This window comes from Emergencia sp., assembly GCF_048465375.1.
In the GTDB taxonomy this organism is placed as follows: domain Bacteria; phylum Bacillota; class Clostridia; order Peptostreptococcales; family Anaerovoracaceae; genus Senimuribacter.
Map to the genome: position 1 here is coordinate 13,264 of NZ_DBFWLQ010000007.1, position 26,079 is coordinate 39,342.

The window sequence follows — 26,079 nt, forward strand, 5'->3', positions numbered from 1 at the left end:
GGCATGCAGCCTCTCTTTGTTTTTTAGTTTAATTTGACATCGATTCCATCTACGGAAGAATAAATAGCGTGCCCTTTTTTGTTATGGGTAATTACAGGCGCAACGACGAATCCGGACTCCGAGCCTGCATTTTCTTTGTTCAAGCTGTTTTTGTAATATCCGGCATATTTTAACTTGTTCTGACGATAGAGAAAGACGTAGACAGAGCAGTTAGGATAGCGGCCATCAAAGGGCTCGGAAAAGGTAGTAAGAACAAGGTTTTCTCCATCGTAGTCGAAGGACCAGTAGGAAGGCAGCGAAGAGAATTCCCCGCGTTTTATGACCTGTTCGAGGCTGCCTGAAATTTTAATACGATATTGATTCCTCGCTTGTGTCAGAAGATGAATTTGACCATCGTCAGCGACAATCAGCAGCCTGCCGTCTTTCTCTTTGATCATGTTCATGTTGCGTTGTGCCGATATCTGCTGCAAAGGTGTTCTCTGCAGCACCTTTTTTGAAGCGGCGTCGATGACGGATAAGACCAGTTCGCCGCGCTCGCGAAGGAGCACGATGATTTTCTTCTGATCCTGGCTCTGCTGCATTCTGAGCACCTGGGAAGTTGAGGGCAGAGGAACGATTAACTTTGCATTGTCAAAGTCGGCGCGGAGCTTATTTCCCTTATTTTCTTCAGCGACAAAGGGAACGAAGTGAATGCCCCTCATCGCCCGAGCAAGTCTCAAATCCTTCATATAAAGCCATTCTTCGTCGTCTCCATCTGCAGATCCTTCGTGGTCTGCTTCATATTTCAAATCCGGCAAAGCGACGAAACAGCCATTCGTTGTAAAGAGTCCCTCGATGTCTGGTTCGAAATAACTGTGGACAGGTGCCATCTCATATCTGATGATCTTTCCTTTTTCATCCTTTTTTACAGTAACTTTGATTGAGTAATCTGCGGGCATGGGTATTTCGAAATAGTCAGTGTGCAGGGAAGCTTTGTCGATATTGATGCCAGAGATATCCATAGACAGCTTTACTGGATAATACTGATAATATTCTCTCAGTCTATGAGTTTCCTCACGGGTTTTACCGTTGGCGGTGCGCGAAGCCACGTCACTGATAACAGGATGATTCTCTGGCAAGGTGCGGACGATCTCCTCTGGCAGAATATCAGAACTACTGATAAAGCAATCCTCTTCCAATTCGATATAATTGAGATTGGCATCGGGGCTGTACACGTCATCTTTTACTCGCTGAAACTGGGTGGTGGTTTTCGGCTGCTCGGAAATCACATGTTCCGTTTTCCAGAACAATTTTCTTGAGCGGCTGTCACAGGCACTAGTTGTGAGTGTTAATCCCTCTGCAGCTTTTACATCACCAAAGAGCACGGTTTCGTCAATTGTCACCTGATTCTGCTGCTGATTGACGTAAAAGTATATTGCAATAAACGACAGTAGCGCCAGGGAGAAAACCATGAACGCTGTAGCAATGGTCTTTTTCATTTTATCCCGCCTTCCTCATCTTGTGCCAAGGTGGAGAGTACCTTGATGATACGGTCGTTTCTATACTGATACGTTTTCTTCACAAAGGTCATCAGGTCTTTCCCCTGATCTTCCAGATCAGATACAAGCATATCTCCGGCAATGTGTCCCTGATGGAGCAAGACTGCGCGGCTGATAAAGTGCTGCACCTCTTCCAGCAGATGTGTGGACAGCAGAATCGTCTCTGTCGGTTCCAGAATGCCCAGGAGCACTTTGTAAAAATCCTCCCGATTAAACACGTCGTTTCCCGAAAATGGTTCATCCATCAAAATGTAATCCGCCCCCTGGGACAGGGCCATGATGACCTCGAACTGGTTTTGCTGGCCTACGGAGAACTTCCGCAGCTGGTGCGTCATTGGCAGTTCAAAGAACTCCATCAGCGCCGCGAAGCGTTTTGTTCGAAAGGATGGAAGGTGCATCTGATAAAACTCCATGTGGGCCTTTGGCGTCAGACTCGGGAAGAAGGAGTGCTCACAGGTGGCAAAGGAGAGGCGGGCTATATTTCTGTAGGTAATCGGCTCGCCGTCCAACGTGACCGTGCCTTTGTGACGCAGAAGCCCTAAAACAGATTTCTGCAGGGTCGTTTTGCCAGCGCCGTTCTCGCCAAAGAGCCCTACGATCTCCCCCTGCGGCAGGGACAGATTGACACCCACAAGAGCCTCTTTGGTTCCATAATTCTTTGACAAATCTCTAATCTCTATCATAAAAATATTCCTCCCATCAGTTTCTGCCATTGGCCGGGGGCAAGGCACTGTTTCGGCGTGACCGCGCAGTAAATCCAGTAGTATGTCATCAGCAGCAGGAACGCGGTGGCGAGAGCGAGCAAAATGACAGCCGCCGGCACGGATAGACAGCGTTTCAGCATTTCGTATTTCTGCGGCAGACGGCGCATGAGATAGACACTTTTGCTCCCTTTGAAATGATAACGGTAATTGGCTATTGTCAGAAAAATCATGGCCAGGATCAATGCGCCAAAGCCCAGGAAGGCGTTATCTGCTAACTGGATAAAGTCCGGCATCATTGCCTCGGGAATCAGTTTCCCGCTGTCAAAGAGGTCCGGATAGCTCCAGTATATCTGCACGGGGCAGGATAAGCTCCATACGCTGCTGGCAACGTAGCCGAAGAGGATCAGCTTGCTATCCTGCTGCCAGGGCATTCCGACTGGAAAATAGGCCTCCAGATTCCAATTAATCTTCATCTGGCAGCACCCCCTTTTTGATCCTGATCGCGGAGATGACGAGCGCGATAATGGAGAAAGTCAGGATGAAGAAATTGCAAAAGCCAGATTGTTCAATCGTTCGGCGGACAATGAGCAATGCGGTACTGATAAAGAATACAACTGCCAGCAAATCTTTGCCGCCCTGCCGCGTTTTCCACGATGAGCAGGCGATGGCAGTTCCCAGGCTGATCAAAAGGATCGCGTTTGTAATGATGCTGTAGAGATCCCCCAGAGGAAGCAGCCCGTGGAAAAAATCATTTCTGTAGAATGCCAGGAAGGCTGCCGGGCCGTAAGGGTCCGCCGTATTCAATTCTGTATAGATGTGAACCAGGACGAGATCGGTCGCTGCCTGGCTGGCAAACAGCAGGGTGAGGCAGCAGATGTTGTACACGGAGCAGATGATTGCAAACTGCCCCTGGCTGACGGACAGGCGGTTTACCATATAAGCGGGATTGCTGCCCTTCTGCTTTCCCGCAAAGGCTTCCAAAATGATGAAGACGCCTATATAGCAGACGATGAACAGCAGGTAGACGCGGCTGCTGTCTATCATCTCTTCCAAAATTCCGATGTACTGCTGGTTAGCGAGCTGCAGATAGAACATCCCCAACTCTGCTGCCATGAGGGTCACGATCAGCAGGATGATTTTGCCTAAAGTGGCGCGGGCGGCCAGGGCGAATACGGATAGATATTTTTTCATGTCAGTCTTCCTCCTTCCAGGCGTCCCTTATGAGGGCGAGGGCTTCTTCAGCCGAAATGCCCATCTGCTTCATGTTGCGGACGATGGCTTTGACGTCGTTTTCTAAAAGCCTTGTGCGGATTTTTTTGATCTGGCCGTCGTCGATTTTGACATAACTCTTGGCACCGCTGCGGGATTCGATGATGCCTTCTTCTTCGAGATAGCGGTAGGCCTTCTGTATGGTGTTGGGGTTGACGCTGATGAGAGCGGAGAGAACCCGCCTCGAGGGCATCTCGTCGTTATTCTGTATGGCGCCGGAAACAATCTGCCGCTGCACGTAATTGATAATCTGCAGATAGATAGGGCTGCCGTCTTCAATACGAAACTGTTCAAATGAAATCAAGTGGACCACCCCTTTCTATAGAGTAAAACTGTATTACTACTGTAGTACGGTTTCTTTAACTGTATTATACTTGTAGTACGGTTTGCTGTCAAGAGCAAAGTGACGGAAAAGTCTGATTTCAGCGATGATGATAAGATTACGCTTTTTGGGTGTATCCGGGCATCCTCCGCGTAACCGTATTGCTCTCAGAGGCCGTTGCAAGGGGGTATCTCTGATTTTGGTTACTTTTCGTGTAGATTCCTATGGCAAAATTGACGTTTGCAGCACATAAAAGTAACCAGATGGAGCATAGACAGAGATTTTGTAAGGAATTAGAGATATATTGCAGGGGAATGGTCGCTGATGCAGTCTTCGAGTTACGCGAGCAACCTTGCAACAGCATCAAAAAACCTAACTCTATCGTAGAAGATGATGGCTGCATACCCCCCCTCCCCTAGATGTGGACAAAAGGCAGGCGATTGAAAAATGTGCAGAAATGATGCTGAAAAGCGAAAAGAACGTGGAATGACAGTAATAATCACAAATAGAGACGCTGCATGAGTTTTAGTTTCATGCAGCGTCCTCTGTTTTTTGTCTCTAATTTTTTGTTTCGTCTGTGGATGTAGGTCCATCTGTATCCATATTCTCCAGAGCGTATTCGCAAGCCTGTATCACAAAGCTGGAGAATGTAACGTCCTGATTGACAATTGCTTCATCAATTCTCTCTATTACAGATAGAGGAAACCGTATCGTCTTGTTTTCGGTCTCCTTCCGGTCGGGTTTTAATTGAAACACCATTGTATTACCTCCCTGTATGTTTATAGTATTGCAAATTGACTGAAAAGTATGCAATACTAAGTGTGACAAAATATGCATTGCGAATTGTATTGCAAAATGCAATGCAATTTGTTATAATATTCTCAAAATAAGGCGGTGTGAAAGGAGGAACCCAAAACTGCCATTAATCGTTACTGTTAAATTAAGGAGGAAGAAAATGAGAAAGAATAGGATTTCACGCCTACTGATATCTTCAGCATTGGCTGCGACACTGGTAATTTCCAGCGCGACAATTGCCTTTGGGTGCACGGGAATCTACTTCGGGAAAGATGTGACAGACAACGGCACCACGCTGGCAGGCAGATCAGAAGACTCTGGCTGGACGAGGTATATCAAGAACTATACCGTCAGACAGGCAGAGACTCATGAACCGGGAGATATGTATGTAGGGGCAAGTTCAGGCTTTACAATGCCGTATCCGGCGAAGACCTTCCGCTATACTTTGGTCAAAGACTATACAGGAGAAGGCGAAGAAGAAATGGCCCAGGTCGGAATTAACGAGAAGGGTGTAGCTGCAGAGGCATCGGTCAGCTTGTCCAGACCTTTGACGGAGATAACAAATGTAGATCCTATGGTCAACGGAGGCCTGGGAGAAGAAGATATCCCGTCTGTCGTCCTCATGCAGGCGAAGACCGCACGAGAGGGAGCCGCACTGCTGATTGAGATTTATGAAACTATAGGAGTGGCAAGCAGAGATATGACGATGATCTCCGATAAAGACGAGACCTGGATCGTTCAATCTCTCAGCGGCCACAATGCGGTCGCAGTAAAGGCTCCTGACGACATGGTGGGATTCACGCCAAACATCACTGGTAATGTTGATGTGTCAGACAGAGAAAATACGATGTTGACTAAAAACTTTGTAGCCACAGCGGAGGAAGCCGGCACACTTAAGAGAGATGCACAGGGCATGATTCTCGTAACCGACAGCTATGCTTCGAAACCAACCAGCGTAAGCACTCGCCTGTGGCAGGGATATCAATACCTCAGAGGCGAAGAATTTGCAAACGCCCTGACACCGGGGTATATGGATTTGTTCATAGAGCCTCGTCCAGAGAAAAACTACACTCTATATGAAGCCCTTCGTCTTCTCGCCTACAGAGGGGAAGGTACAGAAAAGTACGGCGGCTCTGGCACAGGTAATGGTGTTGCTATCGGAAACGACAATACGTTGGAAGCCCACGTCTTTGAGACACGCCACGACATGCCTGCAGAACTGGCTGTGGTGCAGTGGCTCTCACTGACACCGCCGGAATTCGGTGTGTACATCCCGGGCTACAATGCACTTATCACAGATACTATCAAAGAAAATAGCATCGGTCTTGACACTATGACTTATAACGAAGAAAATCCAGAGGCTAATTCTTATAGGACTACATTTTACGAACTATACTTCCTGTGCAAAGGCAAAGGAAATACAAAGGGCCTTGAAGTAGGCTCTCTTGAAGCGAGAACGAAATACGGCTCAGGTGTTCAAAAATTCTGGGAAAAATATCAGAAAGAATTGATTGCACGGCAGAAGGAAATAGACCAGGATATGCAGAAGATACTTGCTTATGACCATGATCTCGCTCTTGAAAAAGCGACAGCGCTGAACATGCATTTGCAAAAAGAAGCACTGGGATATGCAAAAGAAATTATAGCTGAGTTAAAAGCTTACATAGCGGACGACAAAGGCGTTGAAGAATTTACACCGACGGCTTTGACAGAGGGCAAACTGCCAACCTACAGCTTTGCAGCGATCGGAGGTACTGGTCTGCCTTCCGATAATCCGGCACCGACGCCGCCACCAAGCGTGGAACCACAGAAGCCTGAGATTACAATACAGGATAATGCAGGCGGAAAAGTAGATCTGTCTGCAGACGGATCCGTTGCAACGATTAAGGCTGACGAAGGTTATGAAATCACATCCGTCGTATTGAACGGAAAGAATCTGGGCAAAGTGGACAAGGTTGAGAACCTGAAGACAGGGGATAAGCTGCAGATCGTATTTGCAAAATCAGAGGATTCAACAAAACCAGTTGACAAAAATGCGAAAATCAAAGCCGGCGTCAAAGCGACGACAATCAAAGCGACCTCCAAAGCCTACAAAGGCAGAACCAGGGTCAACTGGAAAAAGTCCTACGGCTACAAGGTCGATGGCTATCAGGTATACCGCTCAATAAAGAAAAATAGTGGATACAAGTACATCGGCAAGACAAAGAAATCTTACATGGACAACAAGAAAAATCTGAAGAAGGGGACGAGATATTACTACAAAGTCCGTGGCTACAGAACCATCGTCGGAGAGAATATCTACACTAAGTGGTCGTCAAAAGCTATCAGGACCGCTAAATAATTTTGTTTAGTAGATAAATATTCCCAAAAGGCGGAGAGAAAGGAGGAAATAAAAACCGCTGACTAACAATCGCTATTGTTAAATTAAGGAGGAAGAAAATGAGAAAGAATTTATCTCAACGTCAAAGCGTGAGTGTATCTATCCGAATCCTCGTGGTCGTTCTGATACTTTCATTGACGCTACCATTGACGGCATTTGCAGATGCAAAGCCAGATCCGGTCAAGGCTTCTAAGTACGAGGTAGACTGTCAGATTTCACTCTCTGAGGACAGAGAAAATGTAACCGTCTCTATTCCGCTGAGTGGGGACACTACCGGTTTGGAGGACAAGCTGGACGATATTTCCCTGTCTCTTAATAGGGATGCATCCCGGCCATATTTGGATGCAGAACTATTTCCGAATCAGAAAAACGGCGGAGCATTAGATACTTGGCAAACACAAAATAAGACGCCTATGTTTACTGAAATGCAGAAGGAAATTGTTACTGATAACGGCGCAACGCTATTGAAAATCAAGTTCAAAACGAATTGCTATTTTTATAGTGGGAGCAACCCAGATTACAGTGCGCCCCATTCAAACGGCGGTGCCTTCCTGGACATTTGCGGTTACTTTGATTTTACTGCAGCTCTGGATGGCAAGGAACTTGGTAAAGCGTCTGTAAAAGTGGTTCCTTATCACAGTTATCACACTATGGAAGAAGTCTATGCAGCCATCGATCAAATCGCTGCGGAAAAAACAGATTTGTACGTAGAAAAAGTATCTATGGGCAAATCATCTGGCGGACGGGACATCCCTTATCTGATCGTTGCGGATAAAAAAGGATCCGTTGATAAATGGCTGGAATATGTGGAATCGGCCGAATCAAATCCAGAAAAAGCATTGCAGCAGATCAAGGACGGCTCCCTGGACGACATCCGCGTGCCTGTCCTGTATTCAAACATTCATTCTAATGAAATTGCAGCTACAGATGGAATCTTGGATTTTGCCCGCAAACTGGTTACAGAGAAAGAAATTTCGTATAACTATCTGACTGGATTTACTGCAGACGGTAAGGCAAAGCTAGACGAGGAACACGGTGCAAAAGGGGCCAAAGGCAGTCTTGCAGTTCCTGATTTGATTAAAGACGATGCAACCTATCTGGGACATATCAAAGATGGTAAAACCGTTTCCGGAAAGGTAGACCTAGATAAATACTACAATCAGAAAACAGAAAAAGTAGAAGTTGACAAACTCATGGAGGATGTATTCTTTATCATCGTTCCGGAAGAAAACGTCGATGGACGTACTTACAACACTCGCACAGCGCAGAACGGTTATGATCTGAACAGAGACAACTCCTATCAGACTACGCCGGAGACGAGGCAGATGCAGCAGATGATAGGCAAATACAATCCAGTATCCTTTACAGAATTCCATGGAAGAGTCAAAGGATTCCAGGTAGAACCTTGCGATCCACCGCACGGACCGAACTTTGAGTATGACTTGCTGGCAAAGCATCTGATGAAAGGCGGAGAGGCTCTCGGCATTGCCGCAGTTGCCAACAACGAGACTTATAACAGTTATGTAACCCCGCAGCGCGACTATCTTGAGTACACTGGCAACGGGGATGAAACATTCTGGGCAGATCCTTGGGACGACATGTCCACAAGCTATACGCCGCAGTTCTCCATGCTTCATGGAACGGTAGCTTATACTGTTGAACTCCCAGCTTACAGCGATGATACAGTACAGCTGGTCAGCTACGGCATTTTGGGACAGAGCGCATACATTGCAGACGAAAAGCTTGGCTACTTAGAAGCTCAGGCTGAGATCTTCAAGAGAGGCGTAAATAACGAAAATGCCAATGATGAGGTAAACCCTTGGTACTGCGACCAATATGACGTAGAAGGCGCAGAGGCGGATATTTTCCGTCCGGAATTTAAGGGTGACGGTGAAAATGGAAACTTCTATCCTGAATGCTACATCATTCCGATGGACAGAAAGAACCAGAAGAATCTGCAGTCAGCCATCGACTTCATGGAAATGCTGACAAGAAACGACGTTGAAGTGAATTTGACAGAATCCGAATTCACATACAATGGGGTCAAATATCCGAAAGGCACGATGATCGTCTCTATGTATCAGGCGAAGCGTTCTGTAGCAAATGAATTGCTTTACGATGGTACTTTGATCAACGACTGGACGGTTCTTTATTCCGAGGCTGCAAATAACTATAACGAGCTGCGCGGATTTGATATGGAAACCGTAACAAAACCTGCTGAGTATAAGACGATTGCGAAGGCCTGCGGCGCTGCGATAGATTATGCAGCCGCATTAAATTACAAGAAGACCTTCGGAACCTCCTTTGACGGCGTGAAAAATGCCGACGTCATCATTGAAAATGTATCCGAAGATTCAACCAGCGCTGTAAATGAACTGCTCAAAGCTGACAAAAAAGTAGCGATGATTACAGAGGGTGAAGAAAAGGGGAACTTCATCTGTGCATATGACGACTACCTCAAGGTAGCAGACAAGTACGTGTTGACTGCTACGGGCGTATATGGCAAAGATAAAAAAATCAAAGCTACAGTCATCAAAAAAGCGCCAAAGATTTTCATTACAGGAAAACCAGGGACAAACAGTTCTGGATTCGTGAACACAAGCATCGTTGGCAATGCCAATTACAACTATGACCGCGTTGCCATGGAACTGATGAACTTCGATACGACGGATAATACCTATAAAGCAGACGTCGTTATCGGTGCAAACGCGATTGGAAACGCATTAGAAGCAGTAAAATCAGGTACTCCATACATCGGTTATGGCAGCACTGCAACGAGAAACGTTAGTACTCTGTTAACAGGCGTTGCGAGAGCAAGCTGTTCTGGCGCAATGGACTGTCTGGGCCGTGTGACTTATCCGAATGACACTTTGGTAAACGCTACATATGTTGCAGAAAAAGACGATATCATGTATGGATACGGCGTCGGATATTTCTCCAGCGTTCCAGACAATGCAACCATATTGGTGCAGATGGACGGGAAGACGGAGCCGACGGAAGGATTCATTCCGACAATCACGGATGCACAGAAGGCAGCGTTCAATACCTACCTCAACGGTTCCATCCAAGGCTTCGAATACAAAGAAGGAGACCTCGATATCGCACTCTTTGCAAATACACTGACCCATAAAGGCCACCAGAGAGACGAATACGCTTTCATCAGCAATTTCATCTTCTCCAGAATGTTAGGCAAAACTGCTTATGAAGGCGAGGCAAAAACTGAAACCCCGACTCCGGCACCGCCACCTGCTCCGGAACCACAGAAGCCTGAAATCACAGTGCAGGATAATGTCGGCGGAAAAGTAGATCTGTCAACAGACGGTACCATTGCAACGATCAAAGCCGATGAAGGCTACGAAATTGCATCTGTCGTATTGAACGGAAAGGATCTGGGCAAAGTGGACAAGGTTGAAAACCTGAAGACAGGGGATAAGCTGCAGATTGTATTCGCCAAGACAGAAGATCCTGTAGGACCGGAAGACAAGTATGCGAAATTGAAGGCCGGTGTAAAAGCCACAACGATTAAAGCGACTTCCAAGGCCTACAAAGGCAGGACGAGGATCAATTGGAAGAAGTCCTACGGTTATAAGGTCGATGGCTATCAGGTATACCGCTCAATCAAGAAAAATAGTGGATACAAGTATATCGGCAAGACGAAGAAGTCTTACATGGACAACAAGAAGAACTTAAAGAAGGGGACAAGATATTACTACAAAGTTCGCGGCTACAGAACCATCGGCGGAGAGAAAATCTACACCAAGTGGTCGTCAAAAGCCATCAGGACTGCTAAATAATTGAAGAGACAGAGGGAGCAGGGGTTATCCAGGCTCCCTCTGCAACTAGGAGATATTACAGAGAAGGAGAACTATTATGGAAAACAAGAAGAGCGGGCTTATGGCCAAATTTCTGATTCCTTCCATCATCGGGATCATACTGTTTATGATCCCGGTAAAGTATAACGGTGACTGGACGGTATGTGTCAAGATTCTGGCAGATATCATCGGCGGCGCTTTGGGTGGATTCCTTCCAATCCTGTGCGTAGCCATCATCACTGTTTCCGCAATTTTATCAGTTATTTCCCTGGCGAAGCCAAAGTTCATCACGGAGCACCCGATTCTGAACGATACTTTTTCCACATCGATGATCTGGGTCGTCATCAGAGTTATCGGCGCAGTCCTGGTATGGGTGACCTACCTGGGCATTGATGCGGGGGATGGCGATACGGGTATCCTGCATATGCTTACCGAAGGCGGTGCGGGCGGATTCGTGCTCAGTGACCTTTTAACCGTGCTGGTCATCATTTTTGCAATCGCAGCGCTGCTCCTGCCGCTATTGCTGGACTTCGGTCTGTTGGAGTTCGTGGGTGCGCTGTTGACAAAGGTCATGCGGCCCCTGTTTAAGATTCCGGGACGTGCAGCGGTGGACTGCTTCACCTCTTGGATTGGCGACGGCACCCTGGGTGTCATGCTGACCTGCAACCAGTACGAGGGCGGATACTATTCGACAAGGGAGGCATCTGTCATCGCTACGACCTTCTCGGCAGTATCGATTACCTTCAGCATCGTGGTGCTGTCACAGGTGGATCTGATGCAGTACTTCGGCGTCTACTACCTGCTGATCTGCCTGATCGGCGTAGTCTGCGCCATTATCGTGCCGAGGATCCCGCCCCTTTCCTTGAAGAAGGACACCTACCTGGTTGAAGGAAAGGCCATGCCGGAGAGCATCCCGAGCGAGTACAGGTCGTCTGTGCAGTACGGTACGGCGTTGGCACTGCAGAGGGTGCAGGAGCACAAGGGTGCAGGCCAGTTCTTCTCAAATGGCATGAAGAATGCCGTAGGCATGTGGTTTGGGGTACTGCCTTCCGTCATGGCAATCGGAACCATCGCCCTGGCGCTGGCAAACAACACGCCGATCTTCGAGATCCTGGGCAAGCCGTTCCTGCCGCTTTTGAACCTGCTGCAGGTTCCTGAGGCACTGGATGCATCCAAGACCATGATCGTAGGGTTTACGGACATGCTGACACCATCCATTATCGCTTCGGCTGATATCACCAGCGTGATGACGAGATTCATCGTCGCAGTGGTATCCGTAACCCAGCTGCTCTATCTGTCAGAGGTAGGCGGACTGATCCTGGGTTCAAAACTTCCGGTCAAGCTGTGGGAGCTGTTCGTGATCTTCTTAGAAAGAACCATCATCAGCCTGGTCATCGTCTGCCCACTGGCTCATCTGATATTCTAACAACGAAAAGAAGGAAGTTTATACTTATTAAAAAATTGGCATAGTCGTGAATACCGACTATGCCAAACTTTGTTTAATAAGAAATATTGATAATCTGCGTCTGCAGGTAAAACGGACAAAAATGCCATAAAAGTACCTAAAACCGCTCATTTATGGCACTTTTTTGAAAAATAGAGCTAATTTTTTGATTAATAAACCAATAAATAGAAAAAATGCAAAGGGAGAAGAAAACTATATAATAATAAAACTTTGCCAAAAACGTGATTTTGCAGCGTAAATGTTATGAATTATTGCATTTTTGCTTTCCAGAAGGGCGGATGAAAATAGAAATCTGCCGTAAAAGCAGCTAAATGACCTTATTTATGGCACTTCTGCTGGATTTGAAATTTGTCCGACTAATGTTATCATGAATCCCTTAGTAAACGTTTCAAACGGGGTTTACCACCCTTCCCACCGGAACTCCTCCATATCCACTCTGCCATCAGGAAGAAAGCAAACACCCTCTGCTTCCAGGAGTTCCCGGCAGAGATCAGCCATGACGCCGCTTGAAATAGTACCGTCGTTTTTAATGACTCTGTGCCATGGCAGCCCCTCCGGGCATTTAGCCATCGCCCAGCCCACCATTCTGGCGGATCGGGGACTGCCAAGCAACCGAGCAATTTGGCCGTAGGAAACGACTCTTCCATAGGGAATGGCGGCGGCGATATCATATACTTGCTGAAAAAACTCACTCATCTTAAGAATCCTTTCTGACTGTCCGGCCGTTGTCAATCCAGCGGCATGTATAAGAACAACTGAAATTGTCCGTCTTTTGTTTTGATTTCCATACTGCCGCCATGCCGGCTGACGATTTCCTTGATACTCTTCAGACCGTAACCGTGGGATATTTTATCCGTTTTGGTCGTACCAGGAAGGATGCTGTCTGCCACTTGCGTGTCGTCTTTCGGTATTGGATTGGCGATTTTGACTGCAAAAAGCCCTTTTTGTGCGCGGGCTTTCAGCTGGATCCAGCGTTGCCCCACAGGTAGTTTGCGACAAGCCTCGATGGCGTTATCCAAGGCGTTGGCAAAAAGCGCGCACACGTCGACTTTATCGTAGGGTAATTCCTGGGCGATATCCACTTCGCTCTCCAATCCGATGGACTCTTGTTCAGTTAGCGATACTTTGGCGCTGATCACCGCATTAACAGTATTGTCGCCGCAGTAGTGGAGGGTACTGCCCATGGCAGGACTTTTTATGAGCTCGGCCACATAGGCATCCCGCTCCGATGCAGGCAGAGTGCTCAATGTCTGCAGATGATTGGCCAAGTCATGGCGAAGCCTGCGTACCTCGAACTGCTGCTGTTCCATCGCTTCGTAATACTTTTTGTTCATATCGCCCATCATCACCTCCTGCTCAAGCTGTTGCTGTTTGGCAAGAACGATGATGGTCCACATCAGTCCGATAAAAGCGACGAGGCAGATGACAAAGCAGACGAGCGAAGTTACCACGATAAAATAAGGGAAAGTATAGTGCGGGTCAGGTATCATGACTAGGGCACAGGTGATTCCCATGGGCAGGGCGGTCAGGAAGAGAATCAGCCGCCAAAGCACCGGCGATAGCTCGTAGTCCTTGGGTGGTGCAAACCGCTTGATCAGTATGTAGAATATCGCCCAGAAAATCAATCTGATGATGATGCGGGTTCCCCAATGAGGACTGCTCAGGTTATCATAAAAGCCATTGAAGGCCAGCATGGTATTACAGAACATGAGCCCGATGGTGAACCGCTGAATTTTGGAGCCTCTGTAACAGATCATGACAGCCGCCATGAATAAAATGGTTGCCGGGGGAAGATTGCCCCTGTCTCCGATAAAGATGACGACGCTGATGATCACCATATAGGCAGAAATGAGAAGAATCCTCCGCCAAAGGCCCTCTTTGATAGGAAGGAGGTATTCAGAGGATTTCATCGCAAAATACCCCGCCGGAAATACCGTCAGTTGGTTTAATACATATATTGCAGCGTCCATCAGAAATCACCTCCCAGCATGGCGTGGGCCAGCTTCTTTGCCGCGGATTCCTTCAAAGCGCGGCTGATGGGAAGATCGCATCCCGCCAAAGTAACGGAAGAAGAGGCCACGTGCTCTACAGCGTGGCTGTTAACAAGATAGCGCTGGTGAATTCTGACAAAGCTGTCTCCCAGGGACTTCTCCACATCGTCCAGCTTGTCGTAAAACTGGTACTCTCTCTGCGCCGTTACCAGATGAACCAGCCTTTTTTCACTGTAGCAGTAGAGGATGTCTCTGAGATTTACTTTAAAGGTTCCGTCCACATTTTGAAAAGTAAAAAACGTTTCGCTTTTTTCAGCGGACGCACTGCGCACCCGCTCCACCAATTCCCTTAATCTTTCTATACCAGCGGGCTTGATGATGTAGTCCAGGGCGCAGACCTTGTATCCATCAAAGACGTAATCTGGATAACCGGTCACAAAGACGATCATCAAATCCTGATTGAAGGCGCGGATTTCCATGGCGGCTTCCATGCCGTTCATCTCGTCCATCTCCACATCGAGGAACAAGAGATCGATTTCGCCAGGATGCTTAGCCAGCCAGCTGACTGCTCCTTTCCCAGAGTTAAATTCATACACGATTTCTTCGTTTCCATCAAGAAGGATTTTCTCCAACTGAAAACGCAGGGCATCCCTTGCGTTGGTCTCATCATCACACAAGGCGATTCTCAGCATATTCGTACCTGCCTTTCTATTTTCATCTGAACAAAAGTATACCATACAATCGCAAAACTTTACATCAAAAGCGTCAAATTTAACAAAGTCTGCAGGGCGGGTGCAAAACTTTACAACAGCTCTGCGAAAAATGACAAGGCATATTTTGGGTCAGCTTTTTTATGGTAAGGTAATATCATCAAAGACAAAACGATTGGAGGATGAAAAAATGTTATATGTGAAAAATCTGCATAAATCCTATATGGTAGGACAGGAAAAATATAAGGTATTAAAAGGTGTGAATCTCAGTGTGGCTCAGGGAGAATTTGTGGCAGTCATGGGGCCTTCGGGTTCGGGAAAGAGCACCCTGCTCAACTGCATCTCCTGTTATATTCCATTTGACGACGGCAAGATTACCTTAGGCGGTCAGGAACTTGCAGATATGAGTGAAGAAGGCTTAGCAAAGGTGAGAAACGAAAAGCTGGGTTTTGTATTTCAGGATTTCATGCTGCTGGATGGACTTACTATCAGAGAAAATATTCTGCTGCCCCGCATCATCAACAGTAGCGTTGATGCAGAAGGAGAAAAGCTGGCTGATAAGCTTCTGGCTCTTTTTGGCATCGATCACATCAAAAGCAAATTTCCCGCTGAGGTTTCGGGTGGTGAGAGGCAGAGAACTGCTGTGGCGAGAGCTTTGATCAACAATCCTCTTGTGATTCTGGCAGACGAACCGACAGGGAACCTGGACAGCAAGTCCAGCAGGGCGGTCATCGACTCCTTTAAAGAAGCCATCGGCAAACTGGGCGCAACCATCCTCATGGTGACACACGACAGCTTTTCAGCTTCCTTTTGTGACAGAGTCATTTTGCTCAAAGACGGAGACGTGTTCAAGAATATGGTGAAGAAGGGAAGTCAGGGCGAGTTCCACGACTTGCTTCTGCAGGAAATCAAAGAAATGAGTGGTGATTTAAAATGATGACGATGAGAGATATACAGAAGAAATTAAGGAAAAATAATAGCAAAAATTACACATTATATACATTTTGCAATTTCATATCTCTGATGCTGATTACGGCTTACGCAGCCATGATGTTTTCACCCACAGTCTTAAAGGTACTGCCGGAAGGCGGAGACAGCAGAAAACAGGTCATGGCGATCTTCGCTCTCGCCTGTGTAGGCTGTGTGGTCTTCACCATCTATGCGGCAGGACTGTTTTTCCGTAAGAAGTCAAAGGAAATCGGCACCATGATGGCGTTGGGCGCATCAAAGAAACGTCTGACACCAATGCTGATCTCGGAAACTGTAACTCTCAGCGGTCTTTCTGCCTTGGCAGGAACGGCAGCGGGAATTCCCTTTGCATGGCTGATCTGGCAGGGTTTTCGTTTATTTGTTGTGGACAGCGATGAGATGAATTTGACTTTTGACTTGAAATGTCTGTGGATTTCGGCAGCTTTTCTGATTCTGGTTTTAGCATCGGCTGTTGTTCTGGCTCTCCGCTATCTAAGCAGGACCAACATCTTAGATGTCATTCACGAGGAACACAAAAACGAAGCAATCCGCCCCGTGGGTAAAAAATGTGGTATTCTAGGCATTGCGATACTTTTGATCGGAGCCGTAGCCGGCTATTTTGGCAGTGCTGTATACCAAAGCATCTTCCAGGCCTATGCTCCCGTATGGATCAATCTGCTGTATGTGCCAGTTTTTATCGGTCTTTATATGATTTTGCTCCACACTGTAGTCAACGGATGGACAGCGCATAAGAATCGGTACAAAGGCATCATCTCGAGAAGCATGATGAAATTTCAAGGAAAACAGACTGTCAACAACATGCTTGTGGTAACAGTGCTCATTGCAGGAGCCTGCTTTGGTATGTTCTATCTTCCGATGACGGGAGGCAGCCAGATCATGGAAGCCAATGGCAGGCCTTATGATTACTGTTTCCGCTATCCCGCTGACAACACATTTGCCAGTGAGACAAATCTGAAGGAACTGGCGGCAAAAGAGGGATTATCTATAGATGACTATAAAACTACGTCCTATATTGCCTTGGGCATGGACGGCGAAGAAGAGGTTGAAGACTCAGGAAATCGTTATCATATGGAGTACAGAGAGTTCTGCAATGAGGCGAGATTTCTCTCTGCCAGTCAGTTCACCCATATGACAGGAGAAAAAATTACTGTGCCAAAGGGACAATATCTGGCTATAGGTGATAACGACGGTAATGCGATTTTTGCTAATGACAAGGCAACTTTGCTGACCAATATGACAACGAAAGAACAGCTTAAAGTGAAGTTTGGCGGGGTGATAAAGTATGGCCTGCTGTATGGCGAAGTGGGGTATTATATCCTCAATGACGAAGATTATGTCCAGGCAGCTAAGGGTCTTGCCAGCCAGTGGATAGAGGGAATGACCTTTTTTAACATTCAGTCCGGCGATCATTATCAGTTTGCAGATCATCTTTATCGTAAATTCATCGACTCTATGGACGACAAAGCTCCGGCCGCAGCCTTTTATGACCGTGTTGCCAAATACGGAAAGGACCTAAAAGGAGAGACATACTGGGGTGATACGGATGAAATGACCAAACTGTCTTTTGATAACCCGGATTCTTCAGAATTCAGGCAGTTTTGGACATATATGCCTAAAATCAGAACTTTAGATCAAAATGATTTCATGAGAACCTTTGCAGTCTTCATGATGATGTTCCTCTTCATCGCCATCATCTGCATGTTGTCAGCTTTGATCATCTGCTACACCAGATGTATGACCATCGCTATCAACAACAGGTATATCTTCGACGATTTGAAGCGCCTGGGGGCATCGCCTAAGTTTTTAAATAAAGAATTGCGCAGCCAGGCAGGGAAGGTATTCTCTGTACCTGCTATCGTAGGTATGTCCATGATGTATCTTCTCTACTTCATGATTATGTACGCAAACGACAGTAAACTTACGCCGGGTGAACTGGTGAACATGGGTATCTGTTTCATCGTCGTGTTGCTGTTCGCTGCCATTATATACGGGGTCTATCAAAAAACACTTTCGAAGATGAGAAAGCAGTTAGCCATTACAAAAGCGTGACATTCTGTCCGTCGAGATGTCAATCGAGCTGCGAGACAGAATATATGGTGGCGCTCCAGCCCATGACTGGTTTGAAATGCATCGTATAAAGAGGGAAACAGGGCATACTGAAATGTACGCCCTGTTTTTCTGTGCACAGCTGTTCTGTGCAATTGAGCGATTTGGCAGGGCAGAGTCTGTCTGGGGTTGGAACTGAAGTCGGAGCAGTTTGGTCGTATAGGGTCCGTCTAAAGTTGGAGCAGTTTGGTCGTATAGAGTCCGTCTAAAGTTAGGGCAGCAGTTGGAGAGTGTGGCTGTATATAGAGTCCGTCTAAAAGTTGGGGCAGCAGTTGGACAGTCCGCAAACAAACTCGGCGGAAAAAAAGTGCGGGACATTTTTCAAGAGCGGGGTAATTGCGGACTGTGAGACTGGGTTATGATGCTGCGGCAGTCCGCAAATGGCACCAGCGAAAAAAAAGTGCGGGACATTTTCTCAAGAGCGGGGTAATTGCGGACTGCGACACTGGGTTATGATGCTGCGGCAGTCCGCAAATAGCTCCAGCGGAAAAAAAGTACGGGACATTTTCTAGAGAATTAGGCGATTGCGTACTAATAATTCAGCCAATTTATTTAAGAGAGAAATTGTGTTATAATGAACGCATCGACCAAACAGCTTTGCTGCAAAGAAGCGTTCATTGAATCAGGTGCTGCGATTCAATATACAGAGGAATGCACCTGTTATAATGAACGCATCAATCAAACAGCAGTTTGTAGGAGTGCTAAAAGGACGCTTTAAGTGGTTAAGGCGATTTTCAGGATGAAATAAGGAAATGGGACAAATGAAAGAAATTATAAACTTTATTGAAGCCAATGTGAATGGCAAAACGCTGTTCACAAAGGAATTAGCTTATGAACTGGAAAATGGTGCATTACAAGGCGTATATTCTGACCAGATATCTTTTCTAATTTGAAATACTCGCAAAGTGGATTTCAGATAGACATGTTTATTGTATCTAACGAAAAAATATGGCTGATTGGTAAAGAAAGACAACGAGAGAAATTAAGAAAGGATTTCAGCGCTGTTTCCTTGTTTCGTTTTGAATTGGCAAAGCGAAAAAGCACGAATGCAATCACCGGTTGCTTTCGATTTGTTTCTGCTTCAGGAAAAAATGTGGCAGCAGAGGCCATTGTAAGTGGGATTTATGATGTGCGTCTTGAAAACGGCGTGCTGAAATTATCGGAAGATCAGGCTTTGTATCGAGATCAGCCGATACAAGACGAGCGTTACAAGCCTGTTGCTTTTCAATCAGAACATCGTTTTTATTGCATGGACGGAAAGCAGCACTATGAATACGATGGTCGCTGTTTTGATGTGGACACCAAAACTATGCGGCGTAGTGACGGTTCTGATACGTTTCCACCGTTTATTTCAATCGAGAAGTAGACCGACAAATATTTAATTTGCCTTATTGATAAGGGACGCATTTGACAGATATGGCGCAGAGTAACAAATTTGAATTTATGAGGTTGAAACATGGGAAAATTATTATCAGAAATGACATTGGATGAATTGTGGGAACTGTTTCCTATCATTCTTTCTGAACATAAAGCATATTGGAATGATTGGTATGTTGAAGAAGAAAAACGAATAAGAGCATTTTTACCGATAAATAATGCACGAATCAGTCATATCGGAAGTACGGCTATTCATGATATATGGGCAAAACCTATCATTGATATTTTACTGGAAATACCTGAAACAATTTCTATGGGAACGGTAAAAGATATGTTGGTTGATAATGGATATATTTGTATGTCGGAATCAGATTGCCGAAAGTCATTTAATAGAGGTTATAACAATGAAGGATTTGCAGAAAGGGTTTTTCATTTACACTTGCGATACCGTGGAGATAATAATGAGTTGTACTTTAGAGATTATTTGAATGATAATCCCGATGTTGCTAGAGAATACGAAACATTGAAGCTTTCGCTATGGAAAAAATACGAGCATAATAGAGACTTTTATACCGATGCTAAAAATGAATTTGTTGAAAAATACACTGTAAAGGCAAAAGAGAAATATAAAAATCGTTATTCGTAAAATTTCAGCTTTGCCGCCTCCAATTTGGGCGTCAAACGAATTGCTGGCAGACATGCAAAAGAGAATCTTGCTTCTGCAAAAGTGCTTGAAAAGCTTGGCTTTGTTTATGCCGGAGATGGTATTACTTCCCATGATGATGGAGTACGTCACTTTGAAAACCGAGAATATTTTTTAGAATTGGATTGACAAATCCCGGTTTCTCGATGAGAAACTGTGGTAAGCGCCATTATACGACATAATTCACCAATCGAGCGGCACTTCGTTTGCTCTCTTGGGAATTATCAGCATAAGGTCTGCCTAGCCACTCGCAATGCTCGTGGGGCAGACCATTATACGACAAAATCCATCCAATCGAACTTCGCCCAAGGCTTGTTCTCTTGGGGATTTACAGCATAAGGAGTTCCCAACAATTTACTCCGTAAATTGGGGCAACTCCATTAGGAGGAACATATGGAACAGATGACTCTTTTTGATAACAGGGAGAAGACTGCGCCGCTGGCCAGTCGACTGCGGCCGGAAACATTGGACGAGTATGTAGGCCAGAAGCATCTTATCGGGGAAGGAAAGATTCTCAGACAGCTGATTGAAAAAGATCAGATTTCTTCGATGATCTTCTGGGGGCCGCCGGGAGTCGGCAAAACCACCCTGGCAAGGATTATCGCAAAAAAGACAAAAGCTGACTTCATCGAATTCAGCGCCGTAAACAGCGGCATCAAAGAAGTGAAAGAAGTGATGAGCCGGGCTGAGGAAAACCGCAAAATGGGCATTCGCACACTGCTGTTCACTGACGAAATCCACAGGTTTAACAAGGCCCAACAGGATGCGTTTCTTCCTTATGTGGAGAAGGGCAGTGTTGTTCTGGTGGGAGCGACCACAGAAAATCCGTCCTTCGAGATCAACTCCGCCTTGCTCTCCCGCTGCAAGGTCTTTATTCTAAAAGGCCTGGAAGAGGGGGATTTGCAGGAACTTCTCCATCATGCCATTAAAAGTCCCAAAGGCTTTGGCCATATGGATATCAACATCGATGACAGACAGATTGCAGCTATCGCCAGATTCGCCAACGGAGATGCCAGGACGGCACTGAACACCCTGGAAATGGCCGTTCTCAACGGCAGACTGGACGGGATGGGTTGTGTTCACGTGGAAGAAGAGAGTCTGGCCCAATGCATGAACCGCAGGTCCCTGCTCTATGATAAGACCGGGGAGGAGCACTATAACATCATCTCTGCCCTCCACAAGTCCATGCGCAACAGCGATCCCGACGCAGCCGTCTACTGGATGTACCGCATGCTGGACGGTGGGGAAGATCCGCTTTATATCGCAAGAAGGCTAGTTCGCTTTGCCAGCGAGGATGTGGGGATGGCTGATTCCCATGCACTGCAGGTGGCAGTGGCGGCATATCAGGCTTGTCACTTTATCGGCATGCCAGAATGTGATGTCCATTTGACTCATGCAGTGGTCTATCTCGCTGTGGCACCAAAATCCAACGCCCTTTACATGGCCTGTGAGGCGGTCAAAAAGGATGTCCATGATTTGCCGGCGGAACCGGTGCCTCTTCAGATTCGCAATGCGCCGACAAAACTGATGAAAGATTTGCAGTATGGCAAAAATTATATCTATGCCCACGACACGGAAGAAAAGCTGAGCAAAATGCAGTGCCTGCCGGACTCCCTGGCAGGCAGGCGCTATTATCAGCCCACGGATCAGGGGCTTGAAAAGAGAGTGAAAGAGCGATTAGAACAAATCATAGAATGGAAAAAGAAATAGCTATTTTTCCATCAAAGCGGTCAGCTTCGCGAGATTTTCAATCGTTCTGGCGTCGAGAAAATGTTCGATTTTCTCAACCTGTTCCAGTTCATTGTCCGTATTGTTGAGCAGGCATAAGAAACGCTGCAGGACGTCATGACGGTAGAGCAAATAGTCGCCGGCCTGACGTCCTTTTTCAGTTAACAAAATATAACCGTATTTTTCTGCATTGATATAGCCGGTTTCCGAGAGGAGCCGAATCATCTTTGAGGCCGAGGAAGGTTTCACATGGAGGACTTCCGCCAGTTCGCCCAGCCGCACCACCGTGTGTGTTTCCATCAGACGGCAGATCATCTCCAGATAATCTTCCATGGCAGGCGTCAATTCTGCTCCTTCTTGTATCTGATATCCCTTTATCGTATAGAAACCATTTTTATCGACCATTTTTTTATCACCTCTAAAAGTCCTTCTGAATAGTATACATAGGGAAAAAAAGTTTCCCTAGACTAAATTTATTTTGGAGGATCAGATTTATGAATCTTAATGATATGAAACCTGGAGAAAGAGCAAATGTAAGAGAACTGCGCAGTATTGGCAACATGAGAAGGCGTCTTTTAGACATCGGTCTCATAGAAAATACGGAAATTGAATGTTTAGGAAGGAGCCCCGGCGGAGATCCAGCGGCTTTTTTGATCAGAGGGGCTGTCATCGCCATTCGCTCAGAAGACTGCGCTGACATCATCGTAAATTCAGAAGGCTGCGCTGCGCGAAAGGCCAGTCAGGAAGGTGGTCTGGCATGGGCTTAACGAGCAGTTCTGTTGGGATGCATGCTGTGGACTCAGGACTCGAAATCAAAAAACAATCAATTGATGATAAAGTCATTGCTATAGCAGGCAATCCCAATGTGGGAAAAAGCACCGTCTTTAATGCGCTGACCGGATTAAACCAACATACGGGCAACTGGCCGGGCAAGACCGTTACCAATGCCCAGGGCTATTGCCAGGGACTGAAGTATTCTTATGTCCTGGTCGATATTCCAGGAACTTATTCTTTGATGGCTCATTCAGCAGAAGAGGAAGTGGCGCGAAATTTCATCTGTTTTGGCGGCCCCGATGCGGTCATGGTGGTCTGTGACGCCACCTGCCTGGAGCGGAATCTGAATCTTGTACTGCAGACTATTGAAATTTCTGATAAAGTTTTAGTCTGCGTCAACCTGATGGATGAAGCGAAACGCAAGAACATCAAAATCGATCTTAAGGCTCTGTCAAAAAAGCTGGGGGTGCCGGTCATCGGTACTGTGGCGAGAAAAAAGCGGAGTCTGGCCAACATCCTTGAGCATTTTGATAAATTAATTGTCAGAGAGCCGGCAAAACCGCTCTGCGTGACCTATGACGACGTGATAGAAGCTGCCATTGCAGAAGTAGAGCCGATCATCGCGGAAAAAACCGGCGGCAGACTGGCGAGCAGATGGCTCGCCTTAAAGCTTCTCGACTACGACGACTCCCTGATTCAGGAAATTAATACTTATCTGGGCGAAGATATCCTGCAAGATACGGAAATCGTCACTGCCCTCGAAAAAGGCAGAGCAATTTTGACCGAAGGCGGTCTATCTTCTGAAAAACTAAAGGACAGCATTGTCGCCAGCCTGGTCACTACAGCAGAAGAGGTCTGTCGCGATACGGTCACTTTTGAAAAATCAGAATACAATGCCATGGACCGCAGACTGGACCGGATTTTTACCAGCAGATGGTCCGGCTATCCAGTAATGATCGGACTGTTGGCCATTGTGTTTTGGCTGACCATTACCGGTGCCAACTATCCATCACAGTTATTATCGGAGGGATTGTTCTGGGTACAGGATCGACTGACGGAATTATTCCAATACTTACATGCACCGGATTGGCTCTACGGCGCTTTGGTCTTAGGCGTTTATCGGGTGCTGGCCTGGGTTGTCTCGGTGATGCTGCCGCCAATGGCAATTTTCTTTCCACTGTTCACCCTGCTGGAAGATGCAGGCTACCTGCCGCGAATCGCATATAACCTGGATAAACCTTTTAAACGCTGCTGTGCCTGCGGAAAACAGGCGCTGACCATGTGCATGGGTTTTGGCTGTAATGCGGCCGGGGTCATCGGCTGCCGTATCATCGACTCGCCGCGTGAGCGGCTGCTGGCAATATTGACCAACAATTTTGTGCCCTGCAACGGCAGATTCCCCACTCTGATTGCTGTTTTGACCATGTTCTTCGTGGGAACAGCGGGCGGTTTCTTTGATTCCGTCTTATCGGCTGTACTGCTGACTGCGGCCATCGTTTTAGGCGTCGTCATGACTTTGCTGGTTACTCGTCTTCTATCAAAGACAGTTCTGAAGGGCATGCCTTCTTCCTTTACCTTGGAACTGCCGCCTTATAGAAAACCGCAGATTGGGAAAGTGATCGTCCGCTCGATTTTCGACAGAACCTTGTTTGTCCTGGGGCGTGCAGTCTGCGTGGCGGCACCTGCCGGACTCTTAATCTGGCTCATGGCCAACGTGACCGTTGGGGACGCTACGATTTTGAATCACTGCGCCGATTTTCTCGATCCTTTCGGCAAGCTGATGGGCTTGGACGGCGTTATTTTGCTGGCGTTCATCCTCGGTTTGCCAGCTAACGAAATCGTGGTGCCGATTATCATCATGACCTACATGGCACAGGGAAGTATCCTGGAGCTGTCCGACTTAGAGGCTATGCGTGCTCTCTTTGTAGAACACGGCTGGACCTGGGTTACAGCCATCAGCATGATGCTGTTTTCCCTCATGCACTGGCCTTGCTCCACAACGCTGATTACCATCAAGAAGGAGACGGGAAGCTGGAAATGGACCGGGGTATCCCTTCTGATTCCAACTGTTTGCGGAATTGTATGCTGTATTGCCTTTGCCAGTCTGGCAAGACTGTTCGTATAGGGGGCGTGAACATCATCTGACGCATTCTGCGTAGCGGGGATAGCAGACTTTCGTCCCCGTTACGCAGCAGTCGGATTTGCAGAGGAGTTTGCGTAACGAAAAAGGGGTTTAGCGCCAAATCTGCGTAACCGAGACGCCCGACTGACAGATGTCAGAGCAGAGGAAGTCAGGGTTATGCGCGCCACAGGGATTGCCGCCTTTTTAGATTTATGGTATCCTTATAACAACAGAGAAAGCAGGTGGATAAATGGAAATCAGATTGATGAATGACAGGGACGACAGGGATGCAATCAGCCAAATTTATGAGGAGAGCTGGAAGTTCGCCTACAAGGGGCTGATTCCGCAGGACTATCTGGACGGCATCCCTAAGGGGAACTGGGCAAAGGCTGTGGACACGCCGGGGTGGAATACTCTTTTGATGCTGGATGGTGTACGGATTATCGGAACATCTTCGTATTGTCATTCTCGATTTGAAGACTGGAAAGAATTTGGAGAAATCATCTCCATCTATTTTCTGCCGGAGTATATGGGAAAAGGGTATGGCAGAGTGCTTTTACAGGCGGTAGTAGACAAGCTGGCAGGGATGGGGTGCAGAGACATCTTGCTCTGGGTGCTTGCGGAGAATGAGCGGGCAAAGAGGTTTTATGAGAAAAACGGATTTGCGGAAAGCGGCGCTTATTTGGACGACAACATCGGCGGAAAAGCACTGAAGGAGGTTCAGTATGTCCGGCATGTGGAATAGAGACGGTAAAGATATCTAGCCTCTACTTTTTCAGCAGTCCTCCCAGCAAAATATAGTAGGCGGGAATTGTCGCTCCATCGGACCAGCAGACACCGAATTCAAAGAGGTCTTCAACTAACCTGACTCCGCAGCCACCAAGGGATTCGATGGAATATCGCATGGTTTCAGGCAGTCTGCAAGGCTTCCCTATCAAGCGGGCACATTCAGGACATTCTTCACACTCCTGCGCGTAAAGAGCGACGCTTCCAGGGGTGCTTTTTTCTAATGCCAACATTTGGCGGTTAAAAATAGGCTTTTCATAAGCTAATCTTTCTTCGGCCTCCTTTGGACTTGCTACGCCTTCCATGGAAACCCTGTCCACGATGACTTGGTAGGCAGAAAACTGTCGCCAATAATTTCTGACGTTAAAGTCAAAATCAGGACAAGACCAAGTCTTTGCATACCCAGTACATGTGTGGCATTTCTGCAGTGTTAGCTCAGGATCAAAATACATTTTAACAAACTTGTCGATTTTCAATTCTTTTGTAAAGCGCTCTTTTTTATACATA

The 26,079-nt window shown here is 46.7% G+C and carries 23 protein-coding genes and 1 pseudogene; 13 read left to right on the plus strand and 11 right to left on the minus strand.

Going from position 1 to position 26,079, the window contains the following annotated elements; all coding sequences use genetic code 11:
* Positions 1-23: 23 nt before the first annotated feature.
* The 6 genes from ACMQ5W_RS04910 to ACMQ5W_RS04935 all read right to left on the minus strand — a co-directional run bounded on the left by ACMQ5W_RS04910 (position 24) and on the right by ACMQ5W_RS04935 (position 4,592).
* A complete protein-coding gene (locus ACMQ5W_RS04910) occupies positions 24-1,478 on the minus strand; it encodes a hypothetical protein (protein ID WP_419023873.1) in 1,455 nt (484 codons plus the stop codon).
* A complete protein-coding gene (locus tag ACMQ5W_RS04915; RefSeq protein ID WP_419023874.1) occupies positions 1,475-2,221 on the minus strand; it encodes an ATP-binding cassette domain-containing protein in 747 nt (248 codons plus the stop codon). Before ACMQ5W_RS04915 ends, ACMQ5W_RS04910 begins: the two co-directional genes overlap by 4 nt.
* Positions 2,218-2,715: a hypothetical protein gene (locus tag ACMQ5W_RS04920; protein ID WP_419023876.1), complete on the minus strand. Its 498-nt coding sequence runs from the start codon at positions 2,713-2,715 to the stop codon at positions 2,218-2,220. Before ACMQ5W_RS04920 ends, ACMQ5W_RS04915 begins: the two co-directional genes overlap by 4 nt.
* Positions 2,705-3,433 (minus strand): hypothetical protein, encoded by a 729-nt coding sequence (locus ACMQ5W_RS04925; protein ID WP_419023878.1) that lies wholly within the window; start codon positions 3,431-3,433, stop codon positions 2,705-2,707. Before ACMQ5W_RS04925 ends, ACMQ5W_RS04920 begins: the two co-directional genes overlap by 11 nt.
* Before the next feature lies 1 nt (position 3,434).
* A complete protein-coding gene (locus ACMQ5W_RS04930; RefSeq protein ID WP_419023879.1) occupies positions 3,435-3,815 on the minus strand; it encodes a GntR family transcriptional regulator in 381 nt (126 codons plus the stop codon).
* Between the two features lie 576 nt (positions 3,816-4,391).
* Positions 4,392-4,592 (minus strand): YlcI/YnfO family protein, encoded by a 201-nt coding sequence (locus ACMQ5W_RS04935; protein WP_419023881.1) that lies wholly within the window; start codon positions 4,590-4,592, stop codon positions 4,392-4,394.
* Between the two features lie 196 nt (positions 4,593-4,788).
* Between ACMQ5W_RS04935 and ACMQ5W_RS04940 the strand changes: the two genes are divergently transcribed.
* The 3 genes from ACMQ5W_RS04940 (at position 4,789) to ACMQ5W_RS04950 (ending at position 12,246) form a co-directional block, all read left to right on the plus strand.
* Positions 4,789-6,969 carry a C69 family dipeptidase gene (locus tag ACMQ5W_RS04940; RefSeq protein ID WP_419023883.1) on the plus strand — a complete coding sequence of 727 codons (2,181 nt, stop codon included), beginning with the start codon at positions 4,789-4,791 and terminating at the stop codon, positions 6,967-6,969.
* Positions 6,970-7,067: 98 nt separating this feature from the next.
* Entirely contained in the window at positions 7,068-10,802 is a 3,735-nt protein-coding gene (locus ACMQ5W_RS04945; RefSeq protein ID WP_419023885.1) for a M14 family zinc carboxypeptidase, read from the plus strand.
* A gap of 76 nt (positions 10,803-10,878) precedes the next feature.
* Entirely contained in the window at positions 10,879-12,246 is a 1,368-nt protein-coding gene (locus ACMQ5W_RS04950) for a YjiH family protein (protein ID WP_419023887.1), read from the plus strand.
* A 438-nt stretch (positions 12,247-12,684) separates the two neighbouring features.
* On the opposite strand, the gene ACMQ5W_RS04955 is transcribed toward ACMQ5W_RS04950, so the two are convergent.
* From ACMQ5W_RS04955 to ACMQ5W_RS04965, 3 genes are read right to left on the minus strand one after another with little or no spacing between them, the layout of a single operon-like run.
* Positions 12,685-12,981 (minus strand): MGMT family protein, encoded by a 297-nt coding sequence (locus tag ACMQ5W_RS04955; protein WP_419023888.1) that lies wholly within the window; start codon positions 12,979-12,981, stop codon positions 12,685-12,687.
* Between the two features lie 32 nt (positions 12,982-13,013).
* Positions 13,014-14,255 carry a sensor histidine kinase gene (locus tag ACMQ5W_RS04960; RefSeq protein WP_419023890.1) on the minus strand — a complete coding sequence of 414 codons (1,242 nt, stop codon included), beginning with the start codon at positions 14,253-14,255 and terminating at the stop codon, positions 13,014-13,016.
* On the minus strand, positions 14,255-14,968 hold the full coding sequence (locus ACMQ5W_RS04965; protein ID WP_419023891.1) for a LytR/AlgR family response regulator transcription factor: 714 nt from the start codon (positions 14,966-14,968) through the stop codon (positions 14,255-14,257). Before ACMQ5W_RS04965 ends, ACMQ5W_RS04960 begins: the two co-directional genes overlap by 1 nt.
* A 208-nt stretch (positions 14,969-15,176) precedes the next feature.
* Here ACMQ5W_RS04965 and ACMQ5W_RS04970 point away from each other — a divergent pair, with 208 nt between their 5' ends.
* From ACMQ5W_RS04970 to ACMQ5W_RS05000, 7 genes and pseudogenes are all read left to right on the plus strand, one after another.
* Positions 15,177-15,923, plus strand: a complete 747-nt coding sequence (locus tag ACMQ5W_RS04970) for an ABC transporter ATP-binding protein (RefSeq protein ID WP_419023892.1) — start codon at positions 15,177-15,179, stop codon at positions 15,921-15,923.
* Positions 15,920-18,025, plus strand: a complete 2,106-nt coding sequence (locus ACMQ5W_RS04975) for an ABC transporter permease (protein WP_419023893.1) — start codon at positions 15,920-15,922, stop codon at positions 18,023-18,025. Before ACMQ5W_RS04970 ends, ACMQ5W_RS04975 begins: the two co-directional genes overlap by 4 nt.
* Positions 18,026-18,843: 818 nt before the next feature.
* Positions 18,844-18,975 carry a hypothetical protein gene (locus ACMQ5W_RS04980; protein ID WP_419023894.1) on the plus strand — a complete coding sequence of 44 codons (132 nt, stop codon included), beginning with the start codon at positions 18,844-18,846 and terminating at the stop codon, positions 18,973-18,975.
* A gap of 29 nt (positions 18,976-19,004) precedes the next feature.
* A complete protein-coding gene (locus ACMQ5W_RS04985; RefSeq protein WP_419023896.1) occupies positions 19,005-19,448 on the plus strand; it encodes a hypothetical protein in 444 nt (147 codons plus the stop codon).
* Positions 19,449-19,538: 90 nt separating this feature from the next.
* Complete coding sequence (locus ACMQ5W_RS04990) at positions 19,539-20,105, plus strand: GrpB family protein (protein WP_419023897.1); 567 nt, start codon at positions 19,539-19,541, stop codon at positions 20,103-20,105.
* A 21-nt stretch (positions 20,106-20,126) separates the two neighbouring features.
* A pseudogene (locus ACMQ5W_RS04995) lies at positions 20,127-20,291 on the plus strand (hypothetical protein); the annotation flags it as partial.
* A gap of 264 nt (positions 20,292-20,555) precedes the next feature.
* Entirely contained in the window at positions 20,556-21,872 is a 1,317-nt protein-coding gene (locus ACMQ5W_RS05000; protein ID WP_419023899.1) for a replication-associated recombination protein A, read from the plus strand.
* Here ACMQ5W_RS05000 and ACMQ5W_RS05005 read toward each other — a convergent pair whose 3' ends face one another.
* Positions 21,873-22,295: a metal-dependent transcriptional regulator gene (locus ACMQ5W_RS05005; RefSeq protein WP_148493067.1), complete on the minus strand. Its 423-nt coding sequence runs from the start codon at positions 22,293-22,295 to the stop codon at positions 21,873-21,875.
* Between the two features lie 89 nt (positions 22,296-22,384).
* On the opposite strand from ACMQ5W_RS05005, the gene ACMQ5W_RS05010 reads away from it, so the two are divergent.
* The 3 genes from ACMQ5W_RS05010 to ACMQ5W_RS05020 all read left to right on the plus strand — a co-directional run bounded on the left by ACMQ5W_RS05010 (position 22,385) and on the right by ACMQ5W_RS05020 (position 25,531).
* Complete coding sequence (locus ACMQ5W_RS05010) at positions 22,385-22,657, plus strand: FeoA family protein (protein ID WP_148493066.1); 273 nt, start codon at positions 22,385-22,387, stop codon at positions 22,655-22,657.
* Positions 22,648-24,789, plus strand: a complete 2,142-nt coding sequence (gene feoB / locus ACMQ5W_RS05015; protein ID WP_419023901.1) for a ferrous iron transport protein B — start codon at positions 22,648-22,650, stop codon at positions 24,787-24,789. Before ACMQ5W_RS05010 ends, feoB begins: the two co-directional genes overlap by 10 nt.
* A 247-nt stretch (positions 24,790-25,036) precedes the next feature.
* Positions 25,037-25,531: an N-acetyltransferase family protein gene (locus tag ACMQ5W_RS05020; protein WP_419023902.1), complete on the plus strand. Its 495-nt coding sequence runs from the start codon at positions 25,037-25,039 to the stop codon at positions 25,529-25,531.
* A gap of 22 nt (positions 25,532-25,553) precedes the next feature.
* Here the strand turns inward: ACMQ5W_RS05020 and ACMQ5W_RS05025 are convergent, their stop codons facing one another.
* Entirely contained in the window at positions 25,554-26,078 is a 525-nt protein-coding gene (locus ACMQ5W_RS05025) for a DUF2284 domain-containing protein (protein ID WP_419023904.1), read from the minus strand.
* Position 26,079: the final 1 nt, after the last annotated feature.